Origin of the sequence: Propionivibrio sp. (assembly GCF_016790145.1) — a bacterium.
Lineage (GTDB): Bacteria > Pseudomonadota > Gammaproteobacteria > Burkholderiales > Rhodocyclaceae > Propionivibrio.
Genome location: NZ_JAEUOI010000113.1, coordinates 1 through 17,896, shown reverse-complemented (window position 1 = coordinate 17,896; position 17,896 = coordinate 1). Strand labels below are relative to the sequence as shown.

The 17,896-nt window shown below is 58.9% G+C and carries 20 protein-coding genes; 13 read left to right on the top strand and 7 right to left on the bottom strand.

The features are described 5' to 3' along the window. The 7 genes from pepN to JNM42_RS10265 form a co-directional block, all read left to right on the top strand. Positions 1-2,449: aminopeptidase N (gene pepN / locus JNM42_RS10295; protein WP_294269065.1), on the top strand; the 2,449-nt coding region annotated here is incomplete at its 5' end. 142 nt (positions 2,450-2,591) lie between these two features. Then, entirely contained in the window at positions 2,592-2,897 is a 306-nt protein-coding gene (locus JNM42_RS10290) for an addiction module antidote protein (protein WP_294269062.1), read from the top strand. A 38-nt stretch (positions 2,898-2,935) separates the two neighbouring features. Next, a complete protein-coding gene (locus JNM42_RS10285; RefSeq protein WP_294269060.1) occupies positions 2,936-3,163 on the top strand; it encodes a hypothetical protein in 228 nt (75 codons plus the stop codon). Beyond that, positions 3,163-3,378 carry a type II toxin-antitoxin system HicA family toxin gene (locus JNM42_RS10280; protein WP_294269057.1) on the top strand — a complete coding sequence of 72 codons (216 nt, stop codon included), beginning with the start codon at positions 3,163-3,165 and terminating at the stop codon, positions 3,376-3,378. The genes JNM42_RS10285 and JNM42_RS10280 overlap by 1 nt, the downstream gene beginning before the upstream one ends. A 402-nt stretch (positions 3,379-3,780) precedes the next feature. Continuing rightward, positions 3,781-4,083 (top strand): nucleotidyltransferase domain-containing protein, encoded by a 303-nt coding sequence (locus JNM42_RS10275; protein ID WP_294269054.1) that lies wholly within the window; start codon positions 3,781-3,783, stop codon positions 4,081-4,083. Continuing rightward, the gene (locus JNM42_RS10270) at positions 4,073-4,417 is read left to right on the top strand and encodes a DUF86 domain-containing protein (protein WP_294269050.1); all 345 of its coding nucleotides are present in this window, start codon (positions 4,073-4,075) and stop codon (positions 4,415-4,417) included. Before JNM42_RS10275 ends, JNM42_RS10270 begins: the two co-directional genes overlap by 11 nt. Before the next feature lie 61 nt (positions 4,418-4,478). After that, positions 4,479-5,258, top strand: coding sequence for a transposase (locus JNM42_RS10265; RefSeq protein WP_294269047.1), 780 nt, complete (start codon positions 4,479-4,481; stop codon positions 5,256-5,258). A 54-nt stretch (positions 5,259-5,312) separates the two neighbouring features. Here JNM42_RS10265 and JNM42_RS10260 read toward each other — a convergent pair whose 3' ends face one another. The 3 genes from JNM42_RS10260 to JNM42_RS10250 form a co-directional block, all read right to left on the bottom strand. Continuing rightward, positions 5,313-5,660 (bottom strand): DNA-binding protein, encoded by a 348-nt coding sequence (locus JNM42_RS10260; protein ID WP_294269044.1) that lies wholly within the window; start codon positions 5,658-5,660, stop codon positions 5,313-5,315. After that, positions 5,641-5,982, bottom strand: coding sequence for a DUF6516 family protein (locus JNM42_RS10255; RefSeq protein WP_294269041.1), 342 nt, complete (start codon positions 5,980-5,982; stop codon positions 5,641-5,643). Before JNM42_RS10255 ends, JNM42_RS10260 begins: the two co-directional genes overlap by 20 nt. A gap of 106 nt (positions 5,983-6,088) precedes the next feature. Next, the gene (locus tag JNM42_RS10250; protein WP_294269038.1) at positions 6,089-7,210 is read right to left on the bottom strand and encodes a helix-turn-helix transcriptional regulator; all 1,122 of its coding nucleotides are present in this window, start codon (positions 7,208-7,210) and stop codon (positions 6,089-6,091) included. Positions 7,211-7,514: 304 nt separating this feature from the next. On the opposite strand from JNM42_RS10250, the gene JNM42_RS10245 reads away from it, so the two are divergent. The 6 genes from JNM42_RS10245 (at position 7,515) to JNM42_RS10220 (ending at position 13,457) form a co-directional block, all read left to right on the top strand. Continuing rightward, entirely contained in the window at positions 7,515-8,087 is a 573-nt protein-coding gene (locus JNM42_RS10245) for a PEP-CTERM sorting domain-containing protein (RefSeq protein ID WP_294269036.1), read from the top strand. Positions 8,088-8,400: 313 nt separating this feature from the next. Continuing rightward, on the top strand, positions 8,401-9,222 hold the full coding sequence (locus tag JNM42_RS10240; RefSeq protein ID WP_294269033.1) for an FxDxF family PEP-CTERM protein: 822 nt from the start codon (positions 8,401-8,403) through the stop codon (positions 9,220-9,222). A 32-nt stretch (positions 9,223-9,254) separates the two neighbouring features. Beyond that, the gene (locus tag JNM42_RS10235) at positions 9,255-9,542 is read left to right on the top strand and encodes a DnaJ domain-containing protein (RefSeq protein WP_294269030.1); all 288 of its coding nucleotides are present in this window, start codon (positions 9,255-9,257) and stop codon (positions 9,540-9,542) included. A 423-nt stretch (positions 9,543-9,965) separates the two neighbouring features. Further along, entirely contained in the window at positions 9,966-11,852 is a 1,887-nt protein-coding gene (recQ, locus tag JNM42_RS10230; protein ID WP_294269067.1) for a DNA helicase RecQ, read from the top strand. 215 nt (positions 11,853-12,067) lie between these two features. Beyond that, entirely contained in the window at positions 12,068-12,400 is a 333-nt protein-coding gene (locus tag JNM42_RS10225) for a DUF3301 domain-containing protein (RefSeq protein WP_294269027.1), read from the top strand. A gap of 112 nt (positions 12,401-12,512) precedes the next feature. Continuing rightward, a complete protein-coding gene (locus tag JNM42_RS10220; protein ID WP_294269024.1) occupies positions 12,513-13,457 on the top strand; it encodes a DUF4399 domain-containing protein in 945 nt (314 codons plus the stop codon). A 98-nt stretch (positions 13,458-13,555) separates the two neighbouring features. Here the strand turns inward: JNM42_RS10220 and JNM42_RS10215 are convergent, their stop codons facing one another. The 4 genes from JNM42_RS10215 to JNM42_RS10200 are packed head-to-tail and all read right to left on the bottom strand — an operon-like array spanning position 13,556 to position 17,640. After that, positions 13,556-14,416, bottom strand: coding sequence for an isocitrate lyase/PEP mutase family protein (locus JNM42_RS10215; RefSeq protein WP_294269022.1), 861 nt, complete (start codon positions 14,414-14,416; stop codon positions 13,556-13,558). Continuing rightward, positions 14,413-14,673, bottom strand: a complete 261-nt coding sequence (locus JNM42_RS10210; RefSeq protein ID WP_294269019.1) for a phosphopantetheine-binding protein — start codon at positions 14,671-14,673, stop codon at positions 14,413-14,415. The genes JNM42_RS10215 and JNM42_RS10210 overlap by 4 nt, the downstream gene beginning before the upstream one ends. Next, entirely contained in the window at positions 14,670-16,193 is a 1,524-nt protein-coding gene (locus JNM42_RS10205; RefSeq protein ID WP_294269016.1) for a class I adenylate-forming enzyme family protein, read from the bottom strand. The genes JNM42_RS10210 and JNM42_RS10205 overlap by 4 nt, the downstream gene beginning before the upstream one ends. A gap of 22 nt (positions 16,194-16,215) precedes the next feature. After that, positions 16,216-17,640, bottom strand: a complete 1,425-nt coding sequence (locus JNM42_RS10200; protein ID WP_294269013.1) for a hypothetical protein — start codon at positions 17,638-17,640, stop codon at positions 16,216-16,218. Positions 17,641-17,896: the final 256 nt, after the last annotated feature.

The following is a 17,896-nucleotide window of genomic DNA, read 5'->3' as shown; positions in this document are numbered from 1 at the left end:
CCTCGACGGGCGACTGCTTTCCGCAGACGACTATAGCCTGAGCGCAAACCGGCTTGTCCTGAACGGGCTGCCCGAACGCTTCACGCTGCAAACACAGGTGCGCATTCAACCGGACGGCAATACGCAGCTCTCCGGGCTCTATCGCAGCCGGGACGGCTACTTTACGCAGTGCGAACCGCAGGGCTTTCGCCGCATCACGTGGTTCATCGACCGCCCGGATGTCATGGCCTGCTACACCGTCACCCTGCATGCCGACAAGTCAGCTTTTCCCTTCCTGCTCGCCAACGGCAATCCGCTGGCCAGTGGCGAAGAACCGGATGGCCGACATTATGCCACCTGGGAAGATCCCTTCAGGAAGCCCTGCTATCTGTTCGCCCTGGTTGCCGGCAAGCTCGATGTACTGCGTGGCACCTACTGCACCGCGTCCGGCCGCAACGTGCGGCTCGCCATTTATGTCGAGCCGGGCAAGCTCGATCAATGCCCGCATGCCATGGCCGCGCTCAGGAAGGCAATGCACTGGGATGAAAAAACCTTCGGCCTCGAATGTGATCTCGACAACTACATGATCGTTGCCGTCGGCGACTTCAACATGGGCGCCATGGAGAACAAGGGCCTCAACATCTTCAATACCAAGTACGTGCTGGCGCGTGCCGACGTGGCCACCGACGCCGATTTCGAGAACATCGACCGCGTTGTTGCGCACGAGTATTTCCACAACTGGACCGGCAACCGCGTGACCTGCCGCGACTGGTTCCAGCTTTCGCTGAAGGAGGGGCTGACCGTCTTCCGCGATCAGGAATTCGGAGCCGACACGCACAGCCGCGAGACGGCGCGTATCCGCGAGGTGCGCGGCCTGCGTGCCGTCCAGTTCCCGGAAGATGCCGGCCCGATGGCGCATCCGGTACGCCCGGCTTCCTACCTGGAAATCAACAACTTCTATACCTCTACCGTTTATGAGAAGGGCGCTGAAGTGGTGCGCATGATCAGGACGCTGATCGGCAAGGACGCCTTCCGGCGCGGCATGGATCTTTACTTTGCCCGCCATGACGGGCAGGCGGTGACCTGCGACGACTTCGTCGCAGCCATGGCCGATGCCGCCGGCTTTGACTTCGCACCCTTCATGACCTGGTACCGTCAGGCCGGCACACCAAAAGTAAGCGCGCAGGGTAACTATGACGCCGCCGCCCGCCGCTACACGCTGACGCTGACCCAGAGCTGTGCCCCCTCACCGGGGCAGGCCGAAAAAGCGCCTTATCTGATCCCGGTCGCCGTTGGCCTGGTCGACCCGCAAGGCAACGACATGGAACTGGGTGGCGGAGTCGAGGCGGGCATCGATTCGGGCACAACCACGCAAGTCCTGCACCTGAGCCAGCGCGAACAGGTCTTCGTTTTCGAGAACATCGCGCAGCCGCCGGTGCCTTCGCTGCTCCGCAATTTCTCGGCGCCGGTCGTCCTCGACTGTTCCTACAGCGAAGCCGAACTCGCCCATCTGCTGGCTCATGACAGCGACCCCTTCAACCGCTGGGAAGCCGGTCAACGTCTCTTCGGGCACCTGATTCGCAGCGCCGTCGTTCAGCTTGCGCAGGGCGAAACCCCCACCTGGCCGGCCAGCGTGCTCGCCGCCGCGCGCAAGGTACTGGTCGGCGTTGGCGATCCGGCCTTCATTGCCGAAGCGCTGACGCTGCCCGGCGAAGCCACGCTGGCCGAGCAGATGGAGGTGGTCGATCCCGAGGTGCTGCACCAGGCGCGAACCGGTCTGGCGCGTTATCTGGCGAGCGGTCTGGAGGGCGAGTTCATCCGTCTTTATGACGCCTTTGCACCGCTTGGGCCGTATCGCCCGGTAACGGCGGAAGCCGGCCGTCGTCGCCTGCGCAACCTCTGTCTGGCTTACCTCAACGAACTCGACTCGGGCGCCCACCGTGCGCTGGCGCGACAGCAATTCGACGGCGCCGACAACATGACCGACCAGTTCGCCGCGCTATCGGTACTGGCCAACGCGCCGGGAGCCGAGCAAGCCGAGGGCGAGTCCGCGCTGGCCGCGTTCTACGAGCGCTGGGAACACGAAGCGCTGGTCGTCGACAAATGGCTTGCGGTACAGGCGAGCAGCCGTTTGCCAGGCACGCTGGAACGCGTGGACAGCCTGACCCGTCACTCGGCCTTCGATCTGAAGAATCCGAACAAGATTTACGCCCTGCTACGCACCTTTGGCGCCAACCACCGCCACTTCCACGCCGGCGACGGCAGCGGCTACCGCTTCCTCGCCGCACAGATCGCCGCACTCGACTCGATCAACCCGCAAGTCGCATCGCGCCTGGCGCGCAGCTTCGACCGCTGGAAACGCTTCGATAGCGAACGCCAGCGTCATGCGCGGGCGGCACTGGAGTCGATCCGGCAACAGCCGGGTCTGTCGCGCGACGTGTTTGAAGTGGTGGAGAAGGCACTGGGGTGATGCGGGAACGGCTTGGGGGTCGGGCTGATGCAAAGGCAGCGTGCAGCACGGCTACCAGTATGGTGTTCGCAAGCCGGCGAAGTTGACAGTATGTAATCGTACGAATACGGTATATTCATGTTTTCGAATTGAAGAGTTAGCGATGACCAGGAAAATCCGCGTTGCCGATCTGCCCGAATTTGATCTGGCGGAACATCTTAGGAGCGAAGAAGACATCGCGGCCTATCTGAACGCAGTGATCGAGGAGGGCGATATGGCTGAACTGGCGCACGCGCTTGGCCTGGTGGCTCGTGCGCGAGGCATGAGCGAGATTGCAAAAGCCTCCGGGATTACCCGCGAAGCCTTGTACAAGGCATTGCGGCCAAACGCCTCACCACGCTTCGACACCATCAACCGGGTATGCGCGGCCCTGGGGGTTCGGCTGGTAGCGCAGGCGAATAATGCATAAGCGCGGGTTAGCAGTTCTGTCGATAAGGGAGCCACATTATGGAATGTATGGTCAATTTGCATATTGAAAAACTGCCGGAAGGTCTTTACCTTGCAACAAGCGACGAAGTGCAAGGCTTGGTCGCCCAAGGACGTACGATCCAGGAAACCATCGAAATTGCGCGAGATGTGGCAAGAAAACTGCTGGAGGCTCAATCCGAAAGATTGGGTAGCACCCCACCCGCGGCAAAGGATGTATTTGATTATCCGCTTGTTGTGAGTGCCTGATGGGGCGGCTCGCTGGTTTTCGCTATCGGGAAATCATCAAACGCCTCAAGAAATTGGGTTTTGAGTTTGTTCGCCAGGCTGCGGGTAGCCACGAAATCTGGTGCAATCCGACGACAAACCGCTACACCACTATCCCCAATCATCCTGGAGATATGCCGGAGGGCACGCTCAATGCGATCCTCAAACAGGCCAAGGTCGAGGTGGAAACATTTTAGGAAAAATAGCGGACGGTGCGCCGCAGTTGCCTAAGTGACTGCCCGAAGGGCATATGCTATCCCCCTGAGAATTGTGACCCAGCGTGCCCTTGGCCCACCACTCGCCGAACCGCCGCCAGACGCCAGCCCGGAGTTGCCCGCGCACAACCCGATCCGTATTAAAGGGTTCCACAACGGCACAACGCGGCAGGTTCACAACGCGGGGTCCACAACGGGGTCACCACAACGGGGTCATCACCACAACGGGGTCAGGTCTCGCTTATGAACCAATTCCCCTGTAGAGTTCCCGCATAGAGCAAAAGGGGGGGCTGGGCTCGAGCAGGTGTCAGACTCCCATTGTTTAGGTGTGTGGTAGCCTTTTGAAATGGCGGGCGTTGCCCGATGTGCGGCACGGAGGCACGGATGGTGCACAAGGATCTCAAATTGCCGGAGACTGAGCTTCCGGGGTACTGCCGGCGCAATGGCATTCGCCGCCTGGAACTGTTCGGTTCGGCAACCCGTGCAGACTTCGGGCCGCAGAGCGATGTCGATCTGCTGGTCGAATTTCGGCCAGAGGCCAGGATCGGCTTTGTCGCCTTTAGTCGCATGCAGCGCGAGCTGACCGTTCTGTTCGGGCGGAGCGTTGATCTGGTGCCGCGTGCTGGCCTTAAACCGGTGATAGCATCTTCTGTTCTGAAGGAAGCCGAGCCACTCTATGCGGAGTAACAAGCTGTATCTATCGGATATCGTTCAGGCTGCCGATTCCATCGCGCAGTTCGAGGCGGGCATGGATGAGGAGCAATTTGTCGGCGATGATCTGGTCCGTAGCGCGGTGCTGCACAAACTCGCGGTTATTGGCGAAGCGGCGGCCCGCGTCTCAAGCGAACTCAGAGAGTCGTCTCCAGGAATCCCATGGGCCGATATCGTCGGTTTTCGTAACATCGCAGTCCATGCTTACTTTTCGGTCGATTGGCAACTCGTCTGGAACGCGGCGGTGTCCGACGCGCCAGCGCTGAAGCGCGACATCGAGGCGATCGTGAAGACCCGGAACGTTTCATAAATGCTGGTGAAGCCTTGGGTCAGGTCCAGCTTCTGAACTCATTCCCCCATAGTGTTCCCGCATGGCACGTCCGCTTCGAATCGAATTCCCTGGCGCGATCTATCACGTGACGTCACGCGGTGATCGGCGCGAGCCGATCTTTGTGGACGACGTGGATCGCGAGTCGCTGATCGCCGTGCTTGCGACAGGCATATCACGTTTCGATGCACAGGTGCTGGCCTATTGCCTGATGGGCAACCACTACCACTTTGTGCTGCATACCCGGCAGGCGAACCTTTCGCTGCTGATGCGACACCTTAACGGCGTCTATACACAAGCCTTCAACCGGCGTCACGCGAAGGTGGGGCATCTGCTACAGGGACGCTTCAAGGCCATTCTGGTAGACCGCGATGCCTATCTGCTGGAGGTGTGCCGGTATGTGGAGCTGAATCCCGTACGCGCCGGCATGGTCAGCGAGCCAGCGCAGTGGCCCTGGTCCAGCTATCGTGCGCACATCGGTCAGGTGCCCACGCCGGAATGGCTGGACAGTGCTGGCCTGCACGCCTGCCTGCTCGGATACACGGCGCGCGGCGTGGCCGACGAGCAGCGCGCCGCGCAACGTTACGTCGCCCTGGTTGCCGCCGGCCGCGATGTGCGTCTGTGGGACGAAGCGCTGCGCCAGCAGATCTATCTGGGTGACGAGGCCTTTGTCGAACGGATGCAGGCGCTGGCAGCGCCGCTGGAAGCGGCCACGCGCGACGTCCCCAGGGTGCAGCGCAGTCCAAAAGGGTCAGAGACATTTCCTTTTTCATTTCCAGTGCCATTGGGCTCTACCATCGGTTTGTTATCTAATGAAAAATAATCCGCTGCTCTTTCGCTGCTTTCGCTGCGATTCGGCCACTGATACACCGCCACACTATGCGGCTTGTAATAGAAACTCGACTTTCACCGCCTCATACGGGAAAACAATCTGACCGTTCTCTGTCTTATCAAGCACTCCAGCATTGAGCAGCGCAGTGACGTCGCCGTGCACGGCCTTTACGTCGCGTTCAGCGCGGCGTGCGGCTTCGCGAATGGATACCGGCCCCGCCCCGCAAAGCACCTTGAGTAGTTCCCATCGTTTTTTGCTTAGCACCTTCCAAAGCAACTCGGGAGTGGCAAAGCTGATACGCGCAGTCTTCCGGGCCTTTCCTGTCTTCCAGGCGCGGGCAAAATCAGCCATGGCGTCGGCAGGGGTTCGTACATCAAGCGTTACTGTTTTCATGGTTCCACCTCGCAATATCCTTCTGGAAGTCGGCGATCAACCGATCAGGCGTAGTAAAAGCGTAGGCATTTTCCTTGTTGCCGAAATGCCGGTGATCGCCCTTCCCGACTTCGTTGTCGTAGCGCAGAACGCATTCACCACGCACGACATAGGCTAGCCTGTACTTGAATCCGTGGGCCGACCCTTTGAGTGGCGTCGAAAGGCGCCACAGCACCAATTCAGCAAAAGCTGACTCTGAGTAAGCGATGCGAGCGCTAACAAGCTGAACGGCTTTCATGTTGGAGATAGTGCCAACATGTGCGGCCGTTGTCAATAAGTCCAACGCTTACTCATGCCACGAAAAGGCAGTGCCGTTGGGGCAGTCTCAATATATTTTAGGAAATTTAGGGGCTAGGCACGAGCCTGGCCTTTTTCTATTCCGTAACGCATCAAAGTGAAATTTCCGCAATGGACCCGGCGCCGCTTGACCCCAGCACCTTAGCCAGTAACTCGGCTCGGGTGCGTACGCCAGCGCGGAAATAAATCTCCTGGCAGTGCTCCCTGACGGTCTGCTCGCTGATGAAGATTCTGCGAGCGATCTCGCCATTGGCCAAGCCTCGCAGCGCCCACACGGCGACCTCATGCTGGCGCGGCGAGAGCCCGTAATTCGCCAGTCGACGGGTCAGATCGATTCGCTGGTGGAACGGTTGCAGGACAGCAATCACCGCGCCAGCCCCCTTTCGTGTCGCTCCAGACCAGCACTCCCACGGGTCTTCATCTGCCGGCAAACATTCGTTCGGACCGGATGCCGTCTCCTCAATCGCGAAGCGGCGCAACAGGCTCGCTGTTGCCAATGGCATCCGGCTGAGACGAAAGCATTGCGACGCGAGATTGATGACTACCGACCCGTTTGCGGGCAGCACTGAAAGTAATGCTTGAGGCGAAGTTGTGCCGAGGATACGCTGGGCCACAGTGTTGAGGTAAAGAGCGCGGCCTGTGCCGCCGAACACCAGGATGCCCGTTTCTGACCGTTGTCCAGGGTCGCTTAATTGTTGACGGAGTGTAATCGCATTCGCCAGGTGTGGTCCGATGCGGTCGAGGATCGACTGATCGTCTGCGCAGAAATCGCGCTCGTGTCGTTGCCGGTGTACGCTAAAGACCGCAACGGGTTGTTGCGCCACGCCGGTAAGGATGCCGAGAGCGTGATGATAGGACGCTTGCCGCATGAACTCGCTGAACTCGCTGCGCCCCAACTCGGCGGCAGGGATCACGTCCGATAAGCGCATGGTCTGGTTGAGCAACATCGGGCTCGGTTGCCGCAGCACAAATGGATCCTGCAGAGCGTAGTGCGCGAGATAGGTTTCCATGAGAGCTGGTTGGCAGTTGAAGCACAATCCTTTCTCCAGTTCCATCGTTTCGGCGTTTACCGGCATGAAAACACCACTGGAAAACGGTATCAAGTCCGGCAACGCGGAGAACAACGAATGACACATCTGGCTGTTGTCCACCGCTGCGTAGGTCATTTCGATGATTTTCAGCAGCAGTCCTTCCCGTCCGTGCGATCCGTTCATCTTTCCCCATCCCGAAAACTGCTTGCGACACGATCCTGTCGACGCTTTTGCAAGAATCCTACTCCAGTTGGATAGACAGCTACTAAGTAAAGATCTAACGTGCTTTATGTAATCAGGTTAATCATCACATGCGATGGAGGAAATGGCTATAACGAGCATTTCTTTCAAGCGCTTTTCTGGGTGGAAATACAGGTCTCGTTCTGGCTCATACCTCATTCGACAAGGCTCACACTTTATAAGTGCGCGCCGCTCATTGCAATATGTTCCAAGAGGGTAATTTAACTACTATTACAGGAGTATTAAAATGAAAACGAAAGCCAGCTTGACGTCTGCAGGTTTGTTGGGCCTTGCCTTGATGGCGGCATCCCCTTCACATGCCTTAATCATCGATGACGGGGTGCCCATCGGTGGTCACCCGGCGGTAGTCACGTTCAACGCAACCGGCGTCCCTTCCGTTTCCGGCTTCCTTCAGTTCAACAGTAGTTCTTTCAACGGTTACTCCCAATTAATTCCAAACAGCCAGATAGTAGGCTTCTCAATGACGGTTCTTGGACAAACGTTCGACCTTGGCGACGTCGACACCAGTGCATATACTTTCGTCGACTCCTCGGCGCTACAGCCAATCATTGTGAACGGATCCGGCGGTCTTGCGGACAACGGCACTCTGAGGATTTTCTTTTATCCCGACGGGGGAAACGGTACCCCGAGCGATGGCGACGCGGCGCTCGCCTATTTCTTGCCGGATTCTTCGGTCGCTGTTCTTCCCGTGAAATGGGTCGTAAGTAGTGCGGTTCCCGAGCCAGAGACATACGCTCTGATGCTGGGCGGGCTCGCTTTGGTGGGGTGGCTCGGCGCCAAGCGTCGCGCGGACGCCTGAGGCCATTCCGGCATTACTGCCCGGCGTTGTCAACCTTACGGGGGTGGCGTGCCGGGAATGGTTTTGAGTGGAATCAAAGGGGCTTACATTTCAGGCAGCGACATCTTCTGATGGCCAGCTCCTTTACGGCTGGTTCATCTTTTATTTGGCACGATGAAGCCTCAAGAATCAACAATCCAAGCTTACCCCCTTTATCTTTTTATCTCTTTTCAAACTGGCCTTTTAGGTTTCCTATCCTCTCGAGGCCAACTTTCAGATCCCTTCGCAGAAGACTGCGTCGGGCATGTGTAACCAAGCCAATCGGAGGAACGAAATGAATACTAACATCAGCATCAGCCGAATATTTGCCGCATGCGTGCTCGCCATGGGCGCGCTGCCGGCCGCGCAGGCGGTCGATTCGGTGGTCGACCCGAATCAGCCCATCGCGGGGTACAGTCAGCTTCAACTTTCAGAGCAGTGGTGGAACTGGGCACTGAGCAGCCCTGCCGCATCGAACCCGCTGCTCGACACCACCGGCGCCTCTGCTGGCACGAACAACACCGGGCCGGTCTATTTCCTGGGGGGCAATCTCGGCGGCATCTCGGTGCGGTCATTCAACGTGCCGACAGGCAAGCCGGTCTTCTTCCCGCTCGTCAACGTTTTCGATGCCGAAGTACCAAATGACCCAACTTGTGGTTTGTCGTGTGCACTCGGTCAATGGCTGGATTCCTACAACGTCCAGGACGCGGTACAACTGCACGCCACCCTTGACGGTAAGGACCTGTTACTGCCCTTCGGCAGTGCAAACCACCGCCAGCGCAGCACGGCTTTCTTCCCGCTCTACATTCCCGCAGACAATGTTTTCGGCTTTACAGCGCCCTATGTCGGTACGCTCGCTGGAGTCTCCGACGGCTACTGGGTGGGACTGGACGGGTTGAGCATCGGCAAGCACACGTTCGTCTTCGGCGGCACGTTGCCGAACACGTCGGGCGGCGTGTTCACCGTCGAGGTGGTCGACTTCACGAATGCGGTGCCGGAGCCCGAAACCTACGCGATGTTGCTCGCCGGACTTGGCACCATCGGATGGGTCGCGAGGCGCAGGAGGACTACTGCGGCCGCGCTAAGGTATACACATAACATTTGCCGAGGCGTTTGATCTTTGGATGTGTTAAGAAAAACGGGGGAGCTATGGTAAAGAAGAATTTCTATGAATTACTTCAGGTCGCTCAAACAGCAGACTCTAAGGTCATAGTCGCGGCCTATAACAATCTCCTAAGGCGTTTGTATCAAGAAGTTAGTCCCTACGATCTAAACGACATTGCGATTACGACCCTGAAACGGGCCTATGAAGTCCTCTCGGACCCAGCGAAACGGGCGGGATATGATGTGGCACTTGCAAACCTCGCAGTGGATGAGCCGCAAGTCAACATTATTCCCCCGATAGTGAAAAACCCTTATGTAGCCAATGCAGCGTGAAGGCCATATGGGGTCGGTGTGAATTCCAGAACTCATAACACTGAAATGCCACCCACGCCAATGACATCCCGTCACTGACCAGCCGAAAGACCGGCGTCTTGGCACCTGTCTGGACACCACCTGCAAGGGCGTCAGCTACCATGGCGCGAGTCTGGAACCTGGTTGCCGCCAACGGATCAAGGAAGCGCTGGTCGAGTTCCTGAAGACATGTAAAGGTGTGTCACTACGGTGTGGCAAATCCGGGCCCGAGCACCACCCAGGCGATGGCTGTGCCAACCGGACCCCGATGCTGATGAGAGCCGCACGAATCGATAGTGATCCGGGTGTCAGGATCAATCTTGCACTTCGTCTCCGCTATCGATCCATAGCGCGCAACGGTTGTGCAATCGGGTAACATCGCTTCTTTTTCCACCGGCTTCTTCTGTGACCCACCCCGCTTCAACGTCCCCCGAGCATATCCTGCACGAGGTGTTCGGCTACAGCGCCTTTCGCGGTGTGCAGGCCGACATTATCGGGCATATGATCGCCGGCGGCGACGCGCTGGTGCTGATGCCCACCGGTGGCGGCAAAAGCCTGTGTTACCAGGTGCCGGCGATCGCCAGGCATCGCGCTGGATTTGGCGTGACGCTGGTGGTCAGCCCGCTGATCGCGCTGATGCACGACCAGGTCGGCGCGCTTGAAGAAGCTGGCGTGCATGCCGCGTTTCTCAATTCCTCGCTGCTGCTTCCCGAAACGCAGCAGATCGAGCGCGAGATGATGAGCGGCCGGCTGGTGCTGCTCTACGTGGCGCCTGAGCGCCTGACCACCGAGCGCATGCTCGGTCAGCTCGATTCGCTGCACGAGCGCGGCCTGCTCAGCCTGGTCGCCATCGACGAGGCGCATTGCGTCAGTCAGTGGGGGCACGACTTCCGCGCCGACTATCTGGCGCTAAACCTGCTGCACGAGCGCTACCCCGACGTGCCGCGCATCGCACTCACAGCAACGGCCGACGAGCTGACGCGCGCCGACATCGTCGAACGCCTGGCGCTGGCCGAGGCGCGCGTCTTCATCAGCAGCTTCGACCGGCCGAACATTCGCTACGCGGTGGTCGAGAAGGACGACGCGCGCAAGCAGTTGCTGCGCTTCATCCAGAATGAGCACGAGGGTGACGCTGGCATCGTGTATTGCCAGTCGCGCAAGAAGGTCGAGGAGACGGCCGTCTGGCTGAGCGGCGAGGGCATCTGCGCGCTGCCTTACCACGCCGGGCTCGACGCCGGCATGCGCCGACACCACCAGAATCGCTTCCTGCGCGAGGAGGGCATCGTCATGGTCGCCACCATCGCCTTCGGCATGGGCATCGACAAGCCCGATGTGCGCTTCGTCGCGCACCTCGATCTGCCGAAGAACATAGAGAGTTATTATCAGGAGACCGGCCGCGCCGGCCGCGACGGCCTGCCCGCCGACGCCTGGATGGCTTACGGCCTCGCCGATGTGGTCAACCAGCGGCGCATGATCGACGAGAGCCCGGCCGCCGAGGAGTTCAAGCGCGGCCAGCGCGGCAAGCTCGACGCCCTGCTGGCGCTGGCCGAAGCGCACGATTGCCGACGCGTGCGCCTGCTCGACTACTTCGGCGAGGCCAGCACGGCGTGCGGCGCGCAGCAGAATGCCTGCGACAACTGCCTGCATCCGCCGGCCACCTGGGATGCGACCGAGGCCGCGCGCAAGGCGCTGTCGTGCGTCTACCGTTTCCAGCAGAACCGTGGCCAGCGTTTCGGCGCTGTGCACCTGATCGACGTGCTGCGCGGCAAGAGCACCGAAAAGGTCGCGCAATACGGGCATACGAGCCTGTCAACATTCGGCGTGGGCGCCGATGTCAGCGAAGTGCAATGGCGCGCCGTTCTGCGCCAGTTGATTGCCCTGGGCTACCTGCGCAGCGAAGGCGAGTACAACACGCTGGAACTCACGCCGACGGCGCGCCAGGTGCTGCGCGGCGAAGTTCAGTTGTTGCTGCGCCAGCCCGGCAGCACGCCCAAACGGATAAAGGGCGGGCAGGGCGACAAGACCGGCACCACCTCGCGTGGCAAGGGCAAGCCGCCGCCCTTGCCGCTCGATGCGCAAGGCCAGAAGCGCTTTGAAGCGCTGAAGGCGTGGCGCGCCGAAGTCGCGCGCGAACACAACCTGCCTGCGTACATCGTGTTCCACGATGCAACGCTGGCCGAGATGGCGCAGCTCGCACCCGAATCGCTCGCTGCGCTAGCGCAGATCAGTGGCGTCGGGTCGAAGAAGCTGGAGGCCTACGGGCAAGATATCCTGCGTGTCGTTAACGGTTGATTGTCCGGATGCAGGAACAGAATTTCAGTTAAGCTGAGAGTCTTTGAAAAAATTATTACGGCCTGATGTCCACGCTCGTCACCCCTGCGCAAGCCGGGGCCCTGCTCATTTATCCGATTGTTTTAATGGCTATCGGAGGATGGTACTGGATTCCGGCTTGCGTCGGAATGACGGCTTGGGAGGTGTTTATCCAATAATTCACAGCCTCTGAGCGCATGGATTTACTCGATCTTCTCGGACTTCTGCTGCTGGCCGCGAGCGGCTGGCTCTGGTACGACAGCCTTAAAGCGCGCGAGATGGCGGTGTCTTCGACCAGGGCCGCCTGCAGTTCGGAGAATCTGCTGCTGCTCGACGACACCGTAGCCATCCAGCGCATCAGCCTGGGGCGGGACGGCGAGGGCGTCCTGCGCATCCGCCGCATCTACGCCTTCGAGTACAGCGATACGGGCAATGACCGCCATGCTGGAAGCATTGTCATGCTCGCTAGCCGCGTCCTGGTGATCAATCTGAATCTTCGGGACATGCCCGAGCGGACATTGCTTCACTGAACAGTCCTGCGGATTTTTTTTCGGGGGTTTTTTCTCAATCGGGTCATTGACCGGGAATGAGAAGCCAAGGATACTTTTGCTTGACTGGAGTTTCAATCATTGAAGGAGTGAAATGATGATGTCGATGACTCTTCACCGGAAGTGGCTTTTTCGCTGCACTGGTTTATGGCTGATAGGGTTCTCGATCAGTGTTGGGGCGAAACCTCTTCCCGAAGACCCATTGCAACGTCAATGCTGGTTGCAGCATACCGCCGAGAGAACCGGGCTTGGTCGGATGCTTGAACCGACCCCCGTGACATTTTCGAACCTGGGAAACGGCTATACGGTACGCAGTCCGTTCTGGGTCGAGTTCGGTATCCGGGGCATGGGGGTCATACCCGCCGGCAACAAGAAGGACAAGACCGGACATCACCACCTGCTGATCGATACGCCTTTGCCGCCGGGAGTTTTCGATCCGATTCCTTTCTCCGATACTTACCGTCATTTCGGCAAGGGACAGACCGGGACGGTGCTTGATTTGCCTGCAGGTCAACACACGCTGCGTCTCCTGTTTGCCGATTACGCGCACCGTCCCTATTTTGTTTTCAGTCCGGAAATCAAGATAACCGTTGTCGGTAAACGTAATGAAGCGGCGGCACCAAAAATCAACTCCGAGCAGTTCGACGCTACCTGTCAGGCATGGTATCAGGACGAACTGACTTCACCGATTAGTACCGGCCAGGCTGTTTATGTGAAGAACATACGCAATGGCGAGCCGGTGGACTCTCCGCTTCTGGTGAAATTCGGGGTAGTCGGATTCGGGGTTGCTCCTGCCGGTAGCCTCGTCAACGAGGCCGGCTATTTCGTCTTGAACGTAACGAATAAGAAAGTGCCGGTAAGAAGTGTTTCCCTGAAAAACGGTGAGACGGAAACCATTCTCGATCTGTCTCCAGGCGACTATGACTTTGAAGTCGAGTTTGTCAGCACGGAGGGAAAGCGCCTGCTGCGGGACGAGTTGCGCGTAGCCGTCGTCAGGAAACGTGAAAGTGGTTTTGAGAATCGCAGCAGGTCTCAATGAAGTGACGTGATCGGCTTGTAAAGAACCCTTTCCAGTCCTCAGCGCGCAGTCGCGCACTCTCCCGCGACCGAAGGAAATGCTGAGCCGGGAGGACGTCACTAGACCCGTGTATCGCGTCGAACCTGGTTTTCGGCCAACAGGAGCGTGCAATCCTTGACGCCGACGCGGCTGCCGGCGAGGCTTCCGTCACGCGCCTTGAGGTCCGCCATGGCCTCGTCAATCGCCGCCTGGGCAGCGAACAGGCACGGCGTGCTGTAGATCACCAGAGAAACGCCGGCGTCCTTCAACTCGCTCTGCGTACATACCGGCGACTTGCCGCCGGCAATCTGATTGAAACAGAACGGACGATCAATCCGATTTGACAAGTCGTGAACCACATCCAGACTGGTCAGCCCATCGACCAGCACCGCATCCGCTCCGGCTTCAGCAAACGCCTCAACGCGACGCGCAATGTCCTCCAGATCAGAGGCATCGGTGCGTGCAATCACCACCATATCGCGCCGGGTCGCCAGAACGGCGCGCAGCTTGGCCAGATATTCATCCAGATCCATGATCTGCTTGCCCTCGAAGTGACCGCAGCGGCGCGGCCGCTTCTGATCCTCAAGCACCACCCCGGACGCCCCGGCGGCCTCGAGCACCGACACCACATGGCAGGCCACCTCGGGGTCGCAGTAGCCGTCATCGATATCGACCAGCAGATTATGGAACGGCAGCACGGTGCGCAAACGCTGCACATAGTTCACGATATCCGTCCACGTGATGAACCCGATATCGGGCAAGCCGTAATGGCTGGCGGCAAAACCAAAACCGCTGACAAACAGGCTGTCGAAATGACGACCCGCGAGCGTAGCCGAGAAGACATCGTAAACCCCGATGAACGGGATCAGATCACTGTGGGCCATCGACTCCCGGAGACGTTGGCCGGGCGACAAGTGCGTGTGCGACGCGGGTGAATTCATTGGCGGGTTTCCTCAATCAGGTCAAGAATGCTGGTCATCGTGCCTAGCCGCTCCGGGTCCATTCCGCTGGCGGCGAAATCAATCCCGTAGGTGGTTTCAAGGTACAGGACAATCTGGATGATGGCCAACGAGTCCACCAGTCCGGAGGCGAACAGGCTGTCATCGACGCCGACGCTTTCGATTCGCTTGGTGGGTTTCTGTATGGTGCGCAGAAAGGCGATCAGGTCCTGCAGGCGTTGCGGGCGGTCAGCGCTCATCGCGGCTTTTCCTCGTCAAGAATCCGCGACAGATCGAGCGCGCCCCGTGTGACGCAGAAGGCCTTGACCGCATCCCGGTTGATCTTGCCGCGTGAGGTTCTTGGAATTTCGTCGATCACCCACCAGCGCACCGGCATCTTGTGTTCCGCCAGTTGCGACTTCATCCATTCGTGCAGCGCCCGGATTGTCGCGTCCTCGGGATTGCCGAGCACCACCGCCATGCCGACCGCCTGACCGTAGATCTCGTCGTCGAGGGCAAAGGTACAGACGTCGCTGGCTCCGGCGAAGCGTTCGACGACGGTGTCGATATCGGCCGGGTAGATCTTCATGCCGCCCTTGTTGATTTCGTCGCGCTCGCGGCCGCGCAGCACCAGCCGGCCGCGCTCGTCGATGAAGCCGATGTCGCCGGTCAGGAACCAGCCCTCGCTGACGGCCAGGGCGGTCAGGTCGTCGCGCTGGAAGTAGCCTTTCATCAGGGCCGGTGTGTTGAGCCAGACGAAGCCGGATTCGCCCGTGGCGCATTCGTCGTCGGGTCGCAGCGGCCGCTCGGTATCGGAGGTGCGCAAGATCTTGATCACGGCGCCCCAGCCGACGCCGATCAGGCCGTCTTCTGCGGCACAGTCGGCGTCGTTGCTCAGGCCGGCGACCCAACTGCCGGTCTCGGTGATGCCGTAGGCGTTGCAGACGTTGCGGGTGCCGGTCCAGGTGCGGATTTCTTCCCAGGCGTGCGCCGAGAGCGGCGCCGAACCGCAATGCACCCGTTGCAGGGTACCGCCCTGCGGCGGTTTGCCGAGTTTGGTCGCGAGTTTCCAGATAGCGGGTACCGAGGACATGAAGGTGATCCGGTTATCGTCGATCAGCCGGCCCAGGCGCATGATGATTTCCGGGCGGAAGGGCGGGGTGATGAACAGGTCCTGCCCGGCGAGCCAGGGGTACAGGCAGTTGCAGATCAGTCCGTGGCCGAAGTGCGTCGGGAGCAGGCACAGCGAGCGGGCAAAGGGAACCAGACCCAACTGGTCATGGATCCCCATCCAGCGGGCGCGCAGCGAGCGGTGGGTATGCACCACGCCTTTGGGCGCTCCGGTCGATCCGGAGGTGAACAGGATCAGGGCGTCGTCGTCGAGCTGGTTGAGCCCTACCGTTGCTTCTTCGTCACCGGTGTCCGTGGTTTCGAAGGCCGGAACGCCGGCGTCGGCCAGCGCCTGCCGGATCATCGTTTCGGTCAGATGGTCAACGACCGCCAGTCTGGGCTGCGCCGCAGCGACCAGGGTCTTGATTTCAAAGGCGGTCAGGCGGGCGTCGATCGGTACCGCGCAGGCGCCGAGTTTCCAGATGGCCAGCAGTTCGGCAAAGAACTCCAGGCTGTTGCCGAAGGGCAGGAAGACGCGGTCTCCGCGCGACAGTCCATGGCGCTGGAAGCGGGCGACCCGCCGTGCAACCTGGCCCGGTATCTCCTGACGCGTCCATGAGCGCCCGCTGATCGGTTCGGCAAGGTTTCCGACATTCAGATCAAAATACATTTGAACTCACTCCTTAAAATACTCATGAAATTCCGAATAGACTCAAAAAGAAACTCACCCGGTGGGTAAAGGGCGCGCCGATGCCGACATTCCAGATGTAAATCAGGCCGAAAAAAGTCCATACCCCGGCTATCCGCAACAATCGTCTGGCTTGACCCGGTGCCGGCGGTCGGCCTCCACGGCGTTGCTCGCGCAGCATGGAGACAAAAATACCCAGAGCCAGCAACAAACAATAGAAAATTCGTGAACGAAGCGCATACAAACCCTCGAAAACCTGACCCTGCACCATCACTTCGCCGAACTTGATGAGGTGGTAATAGGTGTTGCCGATAAAGGCCGCGGCAAAAACTGCAGCAAACAATCGTAAAGTGGGCCAATTGCGCAATTTCTTTCCCAACTGGGTGAAGGTGGGAAGGAAAAAGAAATTGGACATGATCTCCTTGAAATAGTAATAGTAGCGGTTCCAGAACTCCACAATCGATTCGGCCAGAAGTGGTTTGTAGGTATTGCGGAATACGTTGAAGCCAAATAGCCGCAGGACGGCAATGATCAAGTGCCCGCGAACAGCATGGCGAAGCACCTGATATACAAGTTCGCAGTAGATGCCTATCCAGGAGATCCAGACTGCGGTATTCTTGCCCTCCAGTGCAACCAGGTAAGAGAGCCTGGGGATTCCCAGTGTATATCCGCCGAGCATTCTGGTCAGCTCGTTTCCAGGGCCATAAAAGACCCCTTCCAATACCTTCATGGAGGCAAGCCACACATTGGACAGGATGAACAGCTTGATTCCTGCCAGTTGTGAACGGGCAAGTTCCTCGTCGGTTTTGGCTTCAAATCGGGACAGATAGCCGAAGCCTTTGCCATACGGCGTATTGGACCCACCGTAGATCGGCCATATCGTCAGGAAATGGTCTGAGAATCGTGTTCCTTTCATTCTGCCGTGCTGCCCTGAAAGAAGAAGGTATCCGAATCGCCAGAGCAGGAACGGAAACATCGCCACGACACCGACCATTACCTGCCGCCAAAGCCCGCTGTCTGCAGCGCTTGTCCAGATCAGCACAAGCAAACCCCAGTAAACCGCGTGCAAGGAAAGTTGAGGATGCTTTCTGACAAACAGCGGCAAGCGGGAGAATTCGGTAGCCGCCCGGTAGAACAGCCAGCTCATTCCGAGCAGGGCAAGCACCACCAGTAGCGGACCCAGGCGATCGGCCGGAACAGGCACATCGGCGGGTTTGAAACTGTCCAGTGATTCCCTGATGCATACCCAGACGCCGGCGACCGCCAGAATTGCCCTGCGCCTGAATGGCGTGAGCCATCTCAACATCCCCCCCAGGTGTGTCTGCCACCAGGCAATGACCCGCGAGTCTTCATGAAATTGCATCAAGTGGGTTAATTGCATAGGAAAATCGGCAGGAAAACGCCAACAAGGACGCTGTACGCAGGGCATGGGAGATGTCAAATCAGGCGGCATTATGGCGTGTCGTCGACCTTCGCGCAAATTTTACATCCCGGAATTCGTTCAAGTACTTGTTGGCAGACGATATTTCCCAGGTAAAACCGGGTCATACGCGGTCTGATTTTGATGCCCGAAATGTTCAACTTTCCTGCTTTTTCGGGAAAGCCACAACAGCGACTATCGAACCCTCTCGAACCTGAACTCGACCGCTGGCCGCCTGTCCTGGCCAAGCCCTGGGGGGTCGAGT